Here is a 15450-nt window from a genome sequence, read left to right as displayed (position 1 = left end):
TGACGCGACCTGCGGGACTGGAACCGGCGTGCCGGTCGCCGGTGCCGCAGTTAACCAGACGTTAGGGTTAACAGTCTATTGCTGGCACGCTCGGCTCGATCCATTTGCCCGATTTCGTGAGTCACAGTGCCATGCGTCGACAGTCCATTTTGACCCGGCATCTTAGTTCCGCAGCCCTCGTGGCGGTCCTCGCCGCCGGGCTTGGCGGTTGCCAGACCATGTCAGACGTCACCGGATCGATCGCGTCCCGGTCCGATCCGGTGCCCGACGATCCGCGCCGCAATCTCGAGGTTTATGGCGAGCGCTACCGCAAGAATCCCAAGGATGTCGACGCCGCCATCGCTTACGGGCAGGCGCTGCGCATGACCGGACAGCGTTCGCAGGCCTGCGCCGTGCTGGAGCAGGCCACACTCGCCACCCCCGGCAGCAAGCCGCTGCTCGCCGCCTATGGCCGCGCGCTCGCTGACAACGGCAATTCGCAGGCCGCATTCGACGTGCTGAGCCGCGCGCACAGTCCGGACAATCCGGACTGGCGGATCCTGTCGGTGCAGGGGACCACGCTCGACAAGTTGAACCGGCACGACGAAGCGCGGCGCTATTACGCCAGTGCCCTTCGACTGGCCCCGGACGAGCCGTCCGTGCTGTCCAATCTCGGCCTGTCCTACATGCTGACCAAGGAATTGCCGAAGGCGGAACAGACGCTGCGCCAGGCCTATGCCAGCGCCCGCGCCGACACCCGCATCCGGCAGAACCTTGCCCTCGTCGTCGGTCTGCAGGGCCGCTTCGCGGAGGCCGAGACCATCGTCAAGGCCGACCTGCCAGCCGATGAGGCGGCCACCAACGTCGCCTATCTGCGCGACATGCTGAACCGCAAGGACGGGCCGCGGATTTCCTCGCGCGGCGCGCCTGTCGTCGCCAAGGACGATTAAGCCGACATGGCAACTTCCAAACCTCCCCTTGAAAAGGGGAGGTCGCTTTGCTCGCAAGAGCAAAGCGGGTGGGGATCATCTCTCACCGCGAACAGCGGCGCCTGCGGCTGACCCCCATCCCCACTTTCCCGCTTTCATGAGAAAGGAGAAGGCGGTCGGCGCAGTCCGCTGCGGCGCGGCTCAAGGCATCGTGGCGATCTTGATGTAGGACGGCCCGAGGATCACGATGAACAGGCAGGGCAGGAAGAACAGGATCATCGGCACGGTCAGCTTGGGCGGCAGCGCCGCCGCCTTCTTCTCGGCCTCGTTCATGCGCATGTCGCGATTTTCCTGCGCCATCACGCGCAGGCTCTGGCCGAGCGGCGTGCCGTAGCGTTCGGATTGCTGCAAGGCCATGCACACCGATTTCACGCCTTCGAGCCCGGTGCGGCGCGCCAGGTTCTCGTAGGCGGACTTGCGGTCCTGCAAGTAGGACAGTTCGGCGGTCGTCAGGGCGAACTCCTCCGACAGCGCGATCGACTGTCCGGCGATCTCGTTGGCCACCTTGCGGAATGCGACCTCGACCGACATGCCCGACTCGATGCAGATCAGCAGCAGGTCGAGCGAATCCGGAAAGGCGCGCTTGATCTGGAGCTGGCGCTTGGAGATCGCGTTCTTCAGGAACAGCATCGGCGCCTGCAGGCCTGCATAGGCCGCACCGACGCAAATGCCGATCTTGAGCGTGAGTGACCAGGTCGCGCCCGCGATGAAGAACGTATAGACGATAGCGCCGAGCAGCAGCACGATCGGCGCCACCGCGCGGGCGAACAAGAAGGTCACGTATGGGGCGTGGCCGCGATAGCCCGCCATCACGAGCTTCTCGAGCGCCGCTTCCTGGGCGAGCCATTTCGTGAGGTTGAGATCGTCCACCACCCGGGAGACGACCTGCTTCGGGGTCTGCCGCAGCGCGACCTTCTCCGTCTTGGCGAGACGCTCGCGCTCACGCTGCCGGAGACGCTCGCGCTCGCTGGCGACGGCCTTCATGCGCTTGTTGAGGTCGCCGCCGGCGAGCAGCGGCATTACCAACGTGTAGACCGTCGCGCTTGCCGCGATGAAGGCAAGCAGCATGGTCATGAACCTGACGTCGTGGAGCTTGGCGACCAGAATATCAATCATGCTGCACCGTCAGAAATCGAAGTTGATCATCTTCTTCATCACCAGCACGCCCATCGACATCCAGACGGCGCAGGCAACCAGCATGAGCTGGCCCATCGAGTTCGTCCACAGCAGGGCGATGTAGTCCGGCGTCGTGAGGAACACGAGGATCATCACGATCGGCGGCAGCGAGCCGATGATGGCGGCGGAAGCTTTCGCTTCCATCGACATCGCCTGGATCTTCTCGGCCATCTTCTTGCGGTCGCGCAGCACCCGCGACAGGTTGCCGAGCGCTTCCGACAGATTGCCGCCGGACTTCTGCTGGATCGCGATCACGATGCCGAAAAAGTTCGCTTCCGGCAGCGGCATGCGTTCGTAGAGCCGGGCGCAGGCTTCGCCAAGCGGCATGCCGATCGCCTGGGTTTCGATGATCGCAAGGAACTCGCTGCGCAACGGCTCAGAGGCGTCGTTGACGACCGCCTTGAGCGATTCGAACAGCGGCAGGCCGGCCTTGATGCCGCGCACGATGACGTCGACGGCGTCGGGCAGCGCCTTCAGAAAGGCCTTTTCCCGCCGCTTCTTCAGGAAGCCGAGCAGCCAGCGCGGCAGGCCGAGACCCATGGCAAACCCGATGCCGGCCGCGCCGAGCAGGCCTCCGCCGACCATAAATGCCGCGCCGAACCCGAACAGGCCGAGGGCGCCGGAGATCATCCAGAATTTCTGCTCGGACCACTCCAGTCCGGCCTGCGAGATGCGCATGCCGAGCGGGACTTTCTTGTCCTTCTGCCGACGCGCCTCGAGCTCCTTGAGCGATCCTTCGACCTGCTCGCGGCGGGAGCGCTGCGTGCGGTCGGTATTTCGCGTCGTCGACGGTTCGCTGCGCGCCACCGATGCGCGGCGCGACTCGGCTTTCTTCTCCCCCGAGAGGTAGGGATAGAGGAAGACCCAGGCGATGCCGCCCACGGTGGTGGCGGCGAGGAAGGCCAGGGCAAGGGTTTGCGTCTGCATGCTGCGTTCCCCTAGACCGGCGGCGGCGAGTCGGAGGCATCCAGCGCCGCCGCAAGCCGCTTCTCTTCATTGTAGTAGCGCGCACGTTCCCAGAAGCGCGGCCGGCCGATGCCGGTCGAGCGGTGCTTGCCGATGATCTTGCCGTTGGCGTCTTCCCCGACCACGTCGTAGAGGAAGATATCCTGGGTGATGATGGTGTCGCCTTCCATGCCCATCACCTCGGTGATGTGGGTGATGCGGCGCGAGCCGTCGCGCAGGCGCGCGGCCTGCACGATGATGTCGACCGAGGCGCAGATCATCTCGCGAATGGTACGCGAAGGAAGCGAAAAGCCACCCATGGTGATCATGGATTCGCAGCGCGACAGCGCTTCGCGAGGATTGTTGGCGTGCAGCGTGCCCATCGAGCCGTCATGGCCGGTGTTCATCGCCTGCAACAGGTCGAACGCCTCGGGTCCGCGGACTTCGCCGACGATGATGCGCTCGGGGCGCATACGCAGACAGTTGCGGACCAGTTCGCGCATCGTGACCTGGCCCTCACCCTCGATGTTCGGCGGCCGGGTTTCCAGCCGCACCACATGCGGCTGCTGCAGCTGAAGTTCGGCGGCGTCTTCGCAGGTGATGATGCGCTCGTCGTGCTCGATATAGTTGGTCAGGCAGTTCAGCAGCGTTGTCTTGCCCGAACCGGTACCGCCCGAGATGATCACGTTGCAGCGGACACGGCCGATGATCTGCAGGATGGTCGCCCCGTCCGGTGTGATCGCGCCGAACTTGACGAGCTGCTCCAGCGTCAGCTTGTCCTTCTTGAATTTACGAATGGTGAGCGCGGGCCCGTCGATCGCCAGCGGCGGCACGATGGCGTTGACGCGCGAGCCGTCGGCGAGGCGGGCGTCGCAGATCGGCGAGGATTCGTCGACGCGCCGGCCGACCTGGCTGACGATGCGCTGGCAGATGTTGAGCAGCTGCTGGTTGTCGCGGAAGCGGATGCCGGTGCGCTGGATCTTGCCGGCGACTTCGATGAAGACGGTGCCGGCGCCGTTGACCATGATGTCGGCGATGTCGTCGCGCGACAATAGCGGCTCCAGCGGTCCGTAGCCGAGGACGTCGTTGCAGATGTCGTCGAGCAGCTCTTCCTGCTCGGCGATCGACATCACGATGTTCTTGATCGCGATGATCTCGTTGACGATGTCGCGGATTTCCTCGCGCGCCGACTCGCTGTCGAGCTTGGCGAGCTGGGCAAGGTCGATCGCCTCGATCAGGGCGCCGAAGATCGTCGCCTTGACCTGGTAGTAGTTGTCCGAGCGGCGGGCTTCGACGGCGGGAGCGGGCGGTGGCTTGGCAGGGGCTAGCGGTGGCGACGATATCGTCGGGGCGGCGGCCTCGCGCGCCATCGGCGACGAGCCGGCAGGCTCCGGCGTCTGAAAAGCGGGCTTGGGTGCCCGCATATCCGCATCGTTTCCGCTACGCTTACCAAACACGACGTCTTGACTCCACGCGGACCACTATTTGGACCGCAGCTTTTCGAGCAGGGGCGACAGGAAGGACCCCCTCGGCTTCTTGGTTTCGCCGCGGCCTGTCAGCCGCTGCGCCATCTGCAGAAACATCTCGACTGCGCGGTGATTGGCGGAGATCTCCGCGATCATCTGGCCGTTGTTGGCGGCCGAACCGAAGACCTGCGGATCGAACGGGATGGCGGCGATCGGCGGGCTTTCGATCGCCTTGGCGAATTCGCTCGCCGCGATCTCCGGACGCTTCGGCACGCCGACCTGGTTCAGGCAGTACAACGGCGCGCGGTCGTTCGGCCGCGACGCCTTCAGCAGGTCGAACATGTTCTTGGCGTTGCGCAGGTTGGCGAGGTCGGGCGCCGCCACGATCAAGATGTCGTCGGCGGCGATCAGCGCGCGCTTGGTCCAGCCGGACCATTGGTGCGGCACGTCGAGCACGATGCAGGGCATCGTGGTGCGCAGCGTGTCGAAGATCGCATCGAACGCTTCGGCGCCGAAATCGTAAACCTTGTCGAGCGTGGCCGGCGCCGCCAGCAGGCTCAGATGGTCGGTGCATTTCGACAGCAGGCGGTCGACGAAGGCGGTATCGACGCGGTCCGGCGAGAACACGGCATCCGCGATGCCTTGCGCCGGATCCTGGTTGTAGTTGAGGCCGGCGGTGCCGAATGCAAGGTCGAGATCGGCCACTACGGAATCCAGCGCCAGATCGCGGGCGATCGCCCAGGCGATATTGTGGGCGATCGTCGAGGCGCCGACGCCGCCCTTCGCGCCGACGACGGCGACGACACGGCCGACTGCCTTGGCTTCCGGCGCCGAGAACAGGTTGCAGACCGCGCGCACCACGTCGATCGCATGGGCCGGCGCGATCACGTAGTCGCTGACGCCGCGGCGCACCAGCTCGCGATACAGCGTGACGTCGTTGACCCGGCCGATCACGACCACCCTTGTGCCGGCGTCGCACACCGTGGCGAGCTGGTCGAGCCCGGCCAGAATGTCGCTGCGGCCCTCGGTCTCGAGGATGATGACGTTGGGCGTCGGCGCCGAGCGATAGGCCTCGATGGCAGCCGCCATGCCGCCCATCTGGATCTTGAGGTGAGCCTTGGCCAGCCGGCGATCCTCGCCCGCCGACTGTACGGCGGCAGCGGTCTCGACCGTCTCGCAGAACGCCTGGACCGAAACCCGCGGCGCCGGAGCAATATGGTCGTCCACGGCCTGCGGCGGGGCGTCCGTCTGCTCTTCGGAGTTTTGCTGCGCGTAGGTGATCATTTTCCTGTGTCGCTTAGCTTGGCCCTGTCGGACTCGGGATACGTCGTGGCGGTGGTGGTGCCCTTGCGATACTTTTCGAAGGCGATATTGCGGCGCGACGTGTAGGCAGGGGTCTCCGCGCGCGGCTGCACGAGGTCAGTCGGGTCTTCGACCATGGCTGCGAGGTTGCGCTGATTGGCGCAGCCGAAATTGTAGTATTGCTTGTTCTGGATGTAGGAACCGTTGTGCACCGACGGGCCGAGATCTTCGGGCCACAGGCCGCACGGCCCGGCCTCCGCCTTCATCCTTGGATAGTTGACGCGGATCGCAGGCATCAGGCGCGGATTCTCGGGATGGTATTTGCGCACGAGGATCCCGCGCGGCGGCACGCCGGCGGCGGCGAAGGTCGCCTGGATCTCGCGCAACGATTCCTGTGCGGGCCGGGCGTTCGGCGTGTCGGCGGGAACGTCGATGGTGACGGCGCCGGTACCCTCACGCATCCAGTCCTGCGCCATTCCCACCACCTCGGCGCGCTGCTCCGCGGTCAGGCCGCCGCGGCTACGGCCGACGAAGACCACGATCGAGCGATCCGCCTCGGTCACCGCGATCGGGTGACGCTGGCGATAGTCGGCCGGCGAGTCTGCCATCGCGAAACTGTTGTCGGCGGCGTGCTGGCAGGCACTGAGCGTCATGGCAAGGCCGACGAGCGCTCCGGCGAGACCGGCGGTGCGCTTATGATCGGCGGATGTTCTGGGTGTGGTCTGTGTCATCGTCCGCCTCAGTCGGTAATAAAGCCGTAGGTGCCGCGGTAATTCCGCGCCGGCTCGGTGCGGCCAGGCACGCCGTAGACTCGATTGATGCTGCCGAGCAGGTCGGCCTGCGGATCGGACGCGTTGGCAAAGCCGTCATCCGGACGCGACAGGTCCTTCTGCGCCACGGCGCGAACGACATAGGGCGTCACCAGAACCATCAGTTCGGTCTGGTTGTTGACGAAGTCGCGGCTGCGGAACAGCGTGCCGAGCACGGGCAGGGACGCCAGCCCGGGAAGGCCGTTGATCGCCTGCTTGGTCTGGTCCTGGATCAGGCCGGCCATGGCCATCGAGCCGCCCGAGGGAATTTCCAGCGTGGTCTCGGCGCGGCGGGTCTTGATCGAAGGGATCGTCGTTCCACCGGCACCGCCGGTCAGCGCGTTCTCGGTCGAGACTTCCGACACTTCCGTCATCACGCGCAGGCTGATGCGCCCTTCGGTCAGCACCACCGGCGTGAAGTTGAGCGAAATGCCGAATTTCTTGAAGCTGACGGTCTGGACGCAATTGCCGATCGCGCCCGTCGACGAGGTCTGACAGGTCACGCCGGTCGGAATTGGAAACTCGCCGCCCGAGATGAAGGTCGCCGATTCGCCTGATATCGCGGTCAGGTTCGGTTCGGCGAGCGTCCGCACGACGCCGGCGCTTTCCATGGCGCGGATCGTCGCCGACACCGACGATCCGAACGATGTGGTGAGCGCGTTGCCGGCCACGAGCGGTGAGCTGTTCGCGGTGAACGGGTTGCTGTTGGCGAATTTTACCACGGTCGTGCCGTAGTTGAGGTTCGCGGTGAGGTCGATGCCGAGCTGCTTGATCAGGCTGCGCGAGACTTCGGCAACCGTGACCTTCAGCATCACCTGGTCGCGGCCGCGAACCGTAATGGAGTTCACGACCTTCTCGGGGCCGCCGACCAGCCGCGCGGCGATCTCGCCGGCCTGCTGCGCCTCGACCGGGGTCGCCGCACTGCCGGTCAGCACGACGCCGTCACCGACGCCCTCGATCTGTATATCGGAATTCGGCATCGCCGCGCGCAGCGCGGCCCGCACGCCGTTGAGGTCGCGCTTGACGGCGATGTCATAGGCCGCGATCTGCTGGCCGGCGGCGTCGAAGAACACGATGTTGGTCTGGCCGACCGTCGCGCCGATGATATAGGCGCGTTGCGCCGAGCGAACCACGGCGTTGGCGATCTTGGGATCGGCGACCAGCACGTCCTTGATGTCCCGGGGTAGATCGATCACCACCGACTTGCCGACGCCGAGTGCGAGAAAACGAGCGTTCATCTGGCTATCGGCCGAGGTGGGGGCCGGCGCGGCACGGTAGTCGCTCGCCACCACCGGCGTCAGCGCCGGATTGAGCGTGAGCGCCGCGACGGCCGAGAACGACAATGCGCGGACCATGAAGGCCCGCATCGTCCGTTGAGTTGCCCCGCCCTTCATCACGTGTGTCCTCATGGTCACTTCTGCATCGTCGCCTGGTTGGCAACGCCAAAGCGGATGACGTTGATCGTGTCACCGCGCCTCTGCCGGTTGTCGTCGATCTTGGTTTCGGGCGCATTGTTGTCGGCGATGCTGCGCAGCGCCAGCGACAGGACGCCGCTCTGGCGCGCGCGCGCCAGCGTCTCGGTTTGTTCGGGCTTCAGCTCCAGCGTCACCGTCTTGCCGATCAGTGCGTTGGTGCCGTCCTTTTCCTTCGGCGCCTGGTCGATCGCGAGCACGCGGACGTTGGTCAGGATCACTTCGGAGTTGACGATGTCGGCGCCGTTGCGGTCCGGATTCTTGTCCCGCTTCGACAGCAGGACGTCGACCCGGTCATTCGGCAGGATGAAGCCGCCGGCGCCGGTCTCGGGTGAGATTTCGGTCGATACCGCCCGCATGCCGGTCGGCAGGATCGCGGCCATGAAGCCGCTGCCGTCGGCCTTGACGAGCTTCTGCTCGCGAATAGGTTCGCCTTGGATGAAAGGGGCCCGCGCGATCGAGCCGGTCACGTCCTTGATCGCTTCGGCGTTGCTGTCCCTGCGCATGAAGCTGGCGCTGGCGGTTGCCGCCGGCCAGGTCTGCCATTGCAAATCTTCGGGCTTCACGGCCTGGCCGAGGCCGATGTCGGTTTTCGCGACCAGGATGTCGACGGTGGGCAGCTGCGCGACCGGCGGAGCCGGCGCCGGCTTGTCGTCGCTTCCGCTCGCCAAATAGAGCGCCGCAAGGCCGGCGCAGCCTGCGATTGCGAGGACCAGAATGCGGGCCTTATCCATTACGCTTCACTTTCCACATGACGCCGCGACGCTGCCGCCGCCGTGATGGGAGTTGACCAGCTATTCGTCAAAGCATGGTTAATGAGGCGTATCTAAATCGCCTTAACGGGCGGTTACCGCTGCTTTCTCAACGCATGGCGAAGTGCGTGAGATCGATCGTCTTGATCCAGTCCGTCTCGGGATAGATCAGCAGGGCGCCGAGGGCGAGTGCGATGCCGTAGGGAATTCCGGTCTGCTTGTCGTGCAGGCGGCTGAGCCAGGCCTGGTTCGCGAGCGCATAGGGCAGCGGCCATTGCCGGAGCTGCAGCAGCAGCACCGTCAGCGCGCCGCCGAACAGCGACGCGAAGACCAGATAGGGGAGCAGATGCTCGAACCCGAACCACAGGCCGGCCGCGGCCGCGACCTTGGCGTCTCCGCCGCCGACCCAACCCATCGCAAACATGCCGAATGCCACCACCAGAACCAGCGCGCCCGCGCCGGCATGGTTGAGGATCTCGTGCACGCCCATCCCGGTCAGCGGCGCCAGCACGAAGAAGCCGGCCGCAAGCGCCAGCGAGATCCGGTTCGGGATCGTCATGGTCAAGAGATCGCTCGCCGCCGCAAAAGCCATAAGGGCCGGAAACAGCATCAAGCGTGCGATGTCGAGGATCATGGATTCATGCCGTCAAGCTGGAGCTGCGGTCGAGATCCGACGCTAGCGGCCAATGGTGAACAATCGGGAAAGGTCGCCGTGGTCGCCATCGAGGCGCCGACGGCCGGTCCGCCAAATAGCAAAGGTCCCGGGGGTGCCGGGACCTTTGATGCGAGTTCCTGGGAACCGGATTACTTCAGCGAGCTGGCGACCGTGTTGAAGGTGCCCGAGAGGTTCTTGCCGACGCCGTTGACCGCAGCGATGATCGCGATGGCGATACCGGTGGCGATCAGGCCGTATTCGATGGCGGTCGCGCCCGATTCGTCCTTCACGAAGCGCGAAACGAGGTTCTTCATAAGTAACTCCTGTGTACACGTGGCTGGTCGAACTAGGTTTGGTCTCGCCGGCGTTCTCAGCACCGTGACCATTCCGGCACCCTACGGTTCGACAATTTCGGCGCAGTTAATTTGATCGATTAAACACAGCGGGAACTCGCAGTTGTTGCGCACAGTAAATTTGGAATTAAGCGGTCCGCTAAGATTGCAGATTGTTGCCGGGACCCGCTATCGGCACCTGTTCACGGCTCCTTAAGCGCACATCTATACCGATGGGGCTTCCGTCAGATGAGGCCGTCATGCCCAGCCTTCCCTTTGAAGTCATCGAGATGATCGGCCAGACGATGATGAAGGTGGTGCCGATCACGATCGCGCTGGCGCTGTTCTTCACGGTGCTCACTCATTTCTGGGCCTGCAATCCCGGCAAGCCGTGGTGGCAGAAGCGTGAGCTGGTCACCGACATCTGCTACTGGTTCTTCGTGCCGGTGTTCGCCCGCGTGCTGCGGATCGGGCTCCTGGTGGTGGGCGCAGCCGTGGTGTTCAACGTTCACGACGCCGACGATCTGATCGCGTTCTACGAGAACGGGCATGGCCCTCTGGCGCAGCTTCCGCTCTGGCTGCAGTCCATTATCTTCCTCGTCGCCTCCGATTTCATGCTGTACTGGCTGCACCGGATGTTCCATGGCGGGGCCTTCTGGAAGTACCACGCCATTCATCATTCCTCCGAGGATCTTGAATGGATCTCGGCGGCACGCTTCCATCCGGTCAATCTTCTGATCGGCACGATCACTGTCGATGTGATCCTGCTGATGGCGGGTATCTCGCCGAACATCATGCTGTGGGTCGGCCCGTTCACCACTTTCCATTCGGCATTCGTGCACGCCAACCTGAACTGGACGCTCGGCCCGTTCAAATACGTGATCGCGACGCCGGTGTTTCACCGCTGGCATCACACCGGGCTCGAGGACGGCGGCGACACCAATTTCGCGGGCACGTTTCCGCTCTGGGATATTCTGTTCGGAACGTTCCGGATGCCCGAAGGCAAGCTTCCGGAAGATTACGGGGTCGATGCCGAGCAGGGCGTGCCGTCCGAGATCGGCGGACAGTTGGCCTATCCGTTCCGGCAATGACGCCGCCAGCCGGCCGGTGCCATCATGAGCGCTGAGACCGCGACCTTCTCGCGCGCGAAAGCCTCCGCGTTCGCCGAGCTTCCGGCCTGGTTCTGGATGGCGTGCGGCGTCTATGCGCTGCTGCTGTTGGTCGGCGACAGGCTGCTCGCCGATTCCGACACCTACTGGCAGCTTGCCGTCGGCCGCTGGATCCTCGACCATCGCACGCTGCCGTCCGTCGACTTGTATTCGTTCACCAAGGCCGGTGAGCCGTGGGTGTCGTCGTCCTGGCTGGCGCAGGTTCTGTTCGCGAAGGCCTATGACCTCGCCGGCTGGACCGGCCCGGCGGCGCTGGCGGCCGCCTGCGCCGCTGCCAGCTTCGCGCTGCTCACCGCCATCCTGAGCCGCGCGCTGCCGACGATCTACGCGAGCCTGATCGCCCTTGCGGCGCTGGTTCTGACCTGCGGGCACCTGCTGGCCCGTCCGCATGTCCTGGCGATGCCCATCATGATCGTCTGGGCGAACGGCCTGATGACCGCCAGCGAACGCCGCGAGGCGCCTTCGTTCTGGCTACTGCCGCTGATCGCGCTGTGGGCCAATCTGCACGGCGGCTTCCTGTTTGGTTTGGTCCTGGCCGGCGCATTTGCGCTCGATGCGATGTGGAATGCCTTGCCGGCTCAAAGGTCGGCGCTGGCGCTGCGCTGGGGGGCGTTCGGCATCGGCGCACTGGCTGCGTGCTGCGCGACCCCTTATGGCTGGGGCTCGATCCTCGCCTCGCTCAGGATTCTCGGCCTCGGTGAATTGCTGCATCTCATCACGGAGTGGAGGCCGGCGACGTTCGGCGAGATCGACCCGTTTGGACTATCGATCCTCGGCCTGCTCGGCGCTGCGGTCTACTACGGGGCGAGGTTGCCGCTGCCGCGAATCATCCTGGTGCTGGGCTTGCTGCACATGGCGCTGTCCCATGTCAGAAATCTCGAGCTGTTCGCCCTGCTGCTGCCGCTGGCCGTGCTGACGCCGGTCGCCACCCAGTTCGGGCTGCGTGCCGCCAGCGCCGTCCGCCCGAGAGTCGTTCCGGCCGCAATCCTTATCGTCGGGCTTTGCGCGTGGACCTCAGTCGTTGCCGCGCGCCAGGTGATATCGCCACCGCCGATGTATTCGCCGGCTGCCGCCGTTGACGCGATGAAGGCGCACAACGTCAAGCGCGTGCTCAACGATCTGCAGTTCGGCGGCTACCTGATCTGGCGTCAGATGCCGGTGTTCATCGACGGGCGTGCCGAACTCTACGGCGAGGCGTTCGGCATGAGCTTGGTCCGTGCGCTTCAGCTCAAGGACGTCAACGGCTTCCTCAATCTGCTCGCGACCCATGACATCGATGCGGTGATGCTCGATCCGACCACGCCGGCGTCCAAATTGCTGGATCACATCGGAGGATGGCAGCGCCTCTACGCCGATGAGCGTGTGGTCGTTCACGTCCGCGCCGCCAGTTGAAGCCGCCCGCCCGATGGCGGGACGACGGCGGCGACCGGATAGTCTTGCGCGAGGTACCGGACGGTTGGCCGATCCGCTCGGGAAGTCGTGACATCCGCGCAATTCGGCGGTCGATCTTTGCTCTTCCTAAATGAATTGCCGTCAGATTTGCCAGTGTCGGGCGCCGGTCCGCAGCGTATCGTCTTTGCCGGCCTGTTAACGTCCCGGGGTAGAGTATGTCGTTTCAGTCCCAGCGTATTCGCGCCGCCACGCGCATTGGTTTCATCTCGATGGCCGCAGCCTTGCTGCTGGGGCCCGCACTCGCAACGGCAGCGCCGGATCCCGACCGGATCGCGGTCAATGTCGATCAGGCCAAGCTCGTCAGGCTGCCGGGCGGCATTGCCACGATCGTGGTCGGCAATCCCCTGATCGCCGACGTTACCTTGCAGAATGGCGGGGTTGTTGTCGTGACCGGCAAGGGCTATGGCGCGACCAATTTCATCGCACTCGACCGCACCGGCCAGGTGGTGGTGGATCGCCAGATCCAGGTTGAAGGCCCTCCGAGCGACCAACTCGTCACCGTCTATCGCGGCATCGATCGCGAGACCTACAGCTGCATGCCGGTCTGTCAGCGCCGCATCACCCTCGGTGACGGCGAGTCCTATTTCAAGTCGACCATGGACCAGGCCGGTACGCTCAGCAGCCAGGCCTCCGGTTCGGGCGGCGCCGCGAAGCCGCAGAACTGACGTGCGTCCGCTCGGCGCTTCACGCGCCGGGGCCTTGGCCGATCGCAGGCCGTTCGCCGACATGCTTAATAAAGGCCTAACGGATCGGGTCGCTCTGTCTCGATCCGGCGAAATACTTCGACAATGACTCTTGGGTAGTTGTTGCCACCATGTTGATCCGGGGTCGTTGATGCCGCTGCCCGCCAATTCTTTTGCACGCCTCATCCGTCGCTTTCGCCGTAACCGTAGTGGTGTGACCGCGGTCGAATTTGCGCTGGTCGCGCCGCTGTTTTTCGGGCTGCTTTTTGCGATCATCGAAGTGGCAATGATCTTCTTTGCGAGCCAGGTGCTCGAGACGGCGACGCAGGATTCGTCTCGGTTCATCATGACCGGCCAGGCCCAGGGCGCGAGCTATACCCAAGCGCAGTTCAAGGCCTATGTCTGTGGCCGGGTCACCAATGCGCTGTTCGACTGCAACAACGGCATCTATGTCGACGTCCGCAGCTATCCGTCTGCGACAGGCTTCAGCAGCGTCAACATCACGCCGATCTCCGATCCCACCCAGGTGAAATGGTGTCCCGGCAAGGACGGCGACGTCGTGGTGGTCCGGCTGTTCTATCAATGGCAGCTGTTTGTCACCCAGCTCGGCTTCAACGCCTCGAATCTCCCCGGTGGCAAACGGCTCCTGATCGCGACCGCGACATTCAAGAACGAGCCGTCCGGAACCGCAGGGACCACATGCTCATGAGCAAGAACGTGAAAACCCTGTCTGCGGCCTTGCTGCGCTCAGTTGCTGCTCTCGCGCGCGACCGCCGGGGCCTCGCCGCCGTCGAGTTTGCCTTCATCATGCCGCTGATGTTGGTGATGTTCTTCGGCACCGTCGAATTTTCATCCGGTGTCGCGGTCGACCGCAAGGTCACGCTGATGGCGCGCGCCGCGTCAGATCTCACCTCGCAGGCGACGCAGGTGGTGGATGCCGACCTGCAGAACTTCTTCAGCGCCAGTGTCGGCATCATGACGCCCTACGATGCGTCACCGACCAAGGTCACGTTGTCGGAAATCTACGTCGATAACTCGAACATCGCGCACATACAGTGGAGCAAGGCCGGGACGATCGCCTCGGGGGCCACGCAGGCCACCGTGACGGCCTCAAGCCGCAGTCAGGGTGACATTGTAACAAGCATCGTTCCGCCGGCGCTGCTGGTTGCGGGCACCTATCTGATCTTCGGCGAAGTGAGCTACAAATACCGCCCGGCCGTCGGCTACGTGATGGCCAAGGCCGGCATCACCTTCAGCGACGTTGCCTTTACGCGGCCGCGGCAGTCGGTTTGCGTGTTCTATGCCCCGACCTCCGCCACCATGCCGACGACCTGCTCGACCTACTAGAGCGTTCTCGCGCGAAGTGGCCACCGGTTCGCATGAAGAAAAATGCGATCCAGACAAAAAGGGCCGCACCCGAAGGTGCGGCCCTTGATGCTTTGACGACAATTTCCTGGAGCTTCGCGCTCCCGGGAAATCGGCTTATCCAGCGGCGCGCAGATTGTCGGCCGAGGATTTGCCGGAACGGCGGTCAGCAACGATCTCGTAGGAGATCTTCTGGCCTTCACGCAGAGTGCCAAGGCCGGCGCGCTCGACTGCACTGATGTGCACGAACACGTCGTTCCCGCCTTCATCCGGCTGGATGAAGCCGTAGCCCTTGGTCGCGTTAAACCACTTCACGGTTCCCATGCTCACGTGGGTAGTCCCTTCTCAGATATACAAGTTCAAGACCCGCTTGTCGGCGGGGTGGTGAGATCGAATTTTTGGAAGGGTCGTCAGCGTCTGAACCGGCTGTACCGGTATTGGCTAATGTCGTCCGGCCGAAAATCGATGGGTAGGATATTATTCGATAGAAGGGTTCAAAACAATCCTGACGTGCGCGATTTTTTGGCCGGCGCAGCCGCCGGCCAATTGTTGCGCAGGACATCAGGACGTCATGCGCCCAACGGTTGCAATGTCCAGCCTATCGGCGGCGGAACTGGCCGCCGCGCTGTGCGCCGCCCCGCGGCGGACCGCCGGGTGCGCCACTCGGACGTTCGTCCTTGTGCCGGAAAATCAGGCGGCCCTTTTCGAGATCGTAGGGCGACATTTCGATCGTGACGCGGTCGCCGGCCAGCGTCTTGATGCGGTTTTTCTTCATCTTGCCGGCGGTGTAGGCGACGATCTCGTGTCCGGCATCGAGTTGCACCCGGTAACGAGCGTCGGGGAGGATTTCGGTCACCAGTCCTTCGAACTGGATCAGCTCTTCCTTAGCCATATGGTTCTCCAG

Annotated in this window: 17 protein-coding genes; 6 read left to right on the top strand and 11 right to left on the bottom strand. The window is 64.2% G+C overall.

What is annotated here, in order from left to right; all coding sequences use genetic code 11:
• Positions 1-131 precede the first annotated feature (131 nt).
• Positions 132-929, top strand: coding sequence for a tetratricopeptide repeat protein (locus AAFG07_RS38650; RefSeq protein WP_342724828.1), 798 nt, complete (start codon positions 132-134; stop codon positions 927-929).
• A 180-nt stretch (positions 930-1109) separates the two neighbouring features.
• Here AAFG07_RS38650 and AAFG07_RS38645 read toward each other — a convergent pair whose 3' ends face one another.
• The 9 genes from AAFG07_RS38645 to AAFG07_RS38605 all read right to left on the bottom strand — a co-directional run bounded on the left by AAFG07_RS38645 (position 1110) and on the right by AAFG07_RS38605 (position 9859).
• The gene (locus tag AAFG07_RS38645; RefSeq protein ID WP_342724827.1) at positions 1110-2084 is read right to left on the bottom strand and encodes a type II secretion system F family protein; all 975 of its coding nucleotides are present in this window, start codon (positions 2082-2084) and stop codon (positions 1110-1112) included.
• 9 nt (positions 2085-2093) lie between these two features.
• Positions 2094-3071, bottom strand: a complete 978-nt coding sequence (locus tag AAFG07_RS38640; RefSeq protein ID WP_342724826.1) for a type II secretion system F family protein — start codon at positions 3069-3071, stop codon at positions 2094-2096.
• Positions 3072-3082: 11 nt separating this feature from the next.
• Positions 3083-4546, bottom strand: coding sequence for a CpaF family protein (locus AAFG07_RS38635; protein ID WP_342724825.1), 1464 nt, complete (start codon positions 4544-4546; stop codon positions 3083-3085).
• A gap of 24 nt (positions 4547-4570) precedes the next feature.
• Positions 4571-5839 (bottom strand): AAA family ATPase, encoded by a 1269-nt coding sequence (locus AAFG07_RS38630; RefSeq protein ID WP_342724824.1) that lies wholly within the window; start codon positions 5837-5839, stop codon positions 4571-4573.
• Complete coding sequence (locus AAFG07_RS38625; protein ID WP_342724823.1) at positions 5836-6588, bottom strand: CpaD family pilus assembly protein; 753 nt, start codon at positions 6586-6588, stop codon at positions 5836-5838. The genes AAFG07_RS38630 and AAFG07_RS38625 overlap by 4 nt, the downstream gene beginning before the upstream one ends.
• A gap of 8 nt (positions 6589-6596) precedes the next feature.
• Positions 6597-8060: a type II and III secretion system protein family protein gene (locus AAFG07_RS38620; protein WP_342729370.1), complete on the bottom strand. Its 1464-nt coding sequence runs from the start codon at positions 8058-8060 to the stop codon at positions 6597-6599.
• A 17-nt stretch (positions 8061-8077) separates the two neighbouring features.
• On the bottom strand, positions 8078-8872 hold the full coding sequence (cpaB, locus tag AAFG07_RS38615; protein WP_342724822.1) for a Flp pilus assembly protein CpaB: 795 nt from the start codon (positions 8870-8872) through the stop codon (positions 8078-8080).
• A 127-nt stretch (positions 8873-8999) separates the two neighbouring features.
• Positions 9000-9524, bottom strand: a complete 525-nt coding sequence (locus AAFG07_RS38610; protein ID WP_342724821.1) for a prepilin peptidase — start codon at positions 9522-9524, stop codon at positions 9000-9002.
• A gap of 170 nt (positions 9525-9694) precedes the next feature.
• The gene (locus tag AAFG07_RS38605; RefSeq protein WP_092119027.1) at positions 9695-9859 is read right to left on the bottom strand and encodes a Flp family type IVb pilin; all 165 of its coding nucleotides are present in this window, start codon (positions 9857-9859) and stop codon (positions 9695-9697) included.
• A gap of 278 nt (positions 9860-10137) precedes the next feature.
• On the opposite strand from AAFG07_RS38605, the gene AAFG07_RS38600 reads away from it, so the two are divergent.
• The 5 genes from AAFG07_RS38600 (at position 10138) to AAFG07_RS38580 (ending at position 14528) form a co-directional block, all read left to right on the top strand.
• The gene (locus AAFG07_RS38600) at positions 10138-10968 is read left to right on the top strand and encodes a sterol desaturase family protein (protein ID WP_342724820.1); all 831 of its coding nucleotides are present in this window, start codon (positions 10138-10140) and stop codon (positions 10966-10968) included.
• Positions 10969-10992: 24 nt separating this feature from the next.
• Positions 10993-12438 (top strand): hypothetical protein, encoded by a 1446-nt coding sequence (locus tag AAFG07_RS38595; protein WP_342724819.1) that lies wholly within the window; start codon positions 10993-10995, stop codon positions 12436-12438.
• Positions 12439-12653: 215 nt separating this feature from the next.
• Complete coding sequence (locus tag AAFG07_RS38590; RefSeq protein WP_342724818.1) at positions 12654-13163, top strand: pilus assembly protein N-terminal domain-containing protein; 510 nt, start codon at positions 12654-12656, stop codon at positions 13161-13163.
• Positions 13164-13332: 169 nt separating this feature from the next.
• Positions 13333-13890, top strand: coding sequence for a TadE/TadG family type IV pilus assembly protein (locus AAFG07_RS38585; RefSeq protein WP_342724817.1), 558 nt, complete (start codon positions 13333-13335; stop codon positions 13888-13890).
• Positions 13881-14528, top strand: coding sequence for a TadE/TadG family type IV pilus assembly protein (locus AAFG07_RS38580; RefSeq protein WP_342724816.1), 648 nt, complete (start codon positions 13881-13883; stop codon positions 14526-14528). Before AAFG07_RS38585 ends, AAFG07_RS38580 begins: the two co-directional genes overlap by 10 nt.
• A gap of 135 nt (positions 14529-14663) precedes the next feature.
• Here the strand turns inward: AAFG07_RS38580 and AAFG07_RS38575 are convergent, their stop codons facing one another.
• Positions 14664-14876: a cold-shock protein gene (locus AAFG07_RS38575; protein WP_016842648.1), complete on the bottom strand. Its 213-nt coding sequence runs from the start codon at positions 14874-14876 to the stop codon at positions 14664-14666.
• A gap of 268 nt (positions 14877-15144) precedes the next feature.
• Positions 15145-15438 (bottom strand): translation initiation factor IF-1, encoded by a 294-nt coding sequence (infA, locus tag AAFG07_RS38570; RefSeq protein WP_016842649.1) that lies wholly within the window; start codon positions 15436-15438, stop codon positions 15145-15147.
• Positions 15439-15450: the final 12 nt, after the last annotated feature.

Source organism: Bradyrhizobium sp. B097 (assembly GCF_038957035.1).
Taxonomy (GTDB): domain Bacteria; phylum Pseudomonadota; class Alphaproteobacteria; order Rhizobiales; family Xanthobacteraceae; genus Bradyrhizobium.
The sequence above is the reverse complement of the archived record's forward strand: the minus strand, read 5'-3'. Positions and strand labels throughout refer to the sequence as shown.

Coding starts and splice junctions, on each gene's coding strand:
- infA (WP_016842649.1), bottom strand. CDS start 15,438: ATGGCTAAGGAAGAGCTGATCCAGTTCGAAGGACTGGTGACCGAAATC.
- AAFG07_RS38645 (WP_342724827.1), bottom strand. CDS start 2,084: ATGATTGATATTCTGGTCGCCAAGCTCCACGACGTCAGGTTCATGACC.
- AAFG07_RS38595 (WP_342724819.1), top strand. CDS start 10,993: ATGAGCGCTGAGACCGCGACCTTCTCGCGCGCGAAAGCCTCCGCGTTC.
- AAFG07_RS38610 (WP_342724821.1), bottom strand. CDS start 9,524: ATGATCCTCGACATCGCACGCTTGATGCTGTTTCCGGCCCTTATGGCT.
- AAFG07_RS38640 (WP_342724826.1), bottom strand. CDS start 3,071: ATGCAGACGCAAACCCTTGCCCTGGCCTTCCTCGCCGCCACCACCGTG.
- AAFG07_RS38580 (WP_342724816.1), top strand. CDS start 13,881: ATGCTCATGAGCAAGAACGTGAAAACCCTGTCTGCGGCCTTGCTGCGC.
- AAFG07_RS38585 (WP_342724817.1), top strand. CDS start 13,333: ATGCCGCTGCCCGCCAATTCTTTTGCACGCCTCATCCGTCGCTTTCGC.
- AAFG07_RS38600 (WP_342724820.1), top strand. CDS start 10,138: ATGCCCAGCCTTCCCTTTGAAGTCATCGAGATGATCGGCCAGACGATG.
- cpaB (WP_342724822.1), bottom strand. CDS start 8,872: ATGGATAAGGCCCGCATTCTGGTCCTCGCAATCGCAGGCTGCGCCGGC.
- AAFG07_RS38605 (WP_092119027.1), bottom strand. CDS start 9,859: ATGAAGAACCTCGTTTCGCGCTTCGTGAAGGACGAATCGGGCGCGACC.
- AAFG07_RS38590 (WP_342724818.1), top strand. CDS start 12,654: ATGTCGTTTCAGTCCCAGCGTATTCGCGCCGCCACGCGCATTGGTTTC.
- AAFG07_RS38625 (WP_342724823.1), bottom strand. CDS start 6,588: ATGACACAGACCACACCCAGAACATCCGCCGATCATAAGCGCACCGCC.
- AAFG07_RS38620 (WP_342729370.1), bottom strand. CDS start 8,060: ATGAAGGGCGGGGCAACTCAACGGACGATGCGGGCCTTCATGGTCCGC.
- AAFG07_RS38630 (WP_342724824.1), bottom strand. CDS start 5,839: ATGATCACCTACGCGCAGCAAAACTCCGAAGAGCAGACGGACGCCCCG.
- AAFG07_RS38650 (WP_342724828.1), top strand. CDS start 132: ATGCGTCGACAGTCCATTTTGACCCGGCATCTTAGTTCCGCAGCCCTC.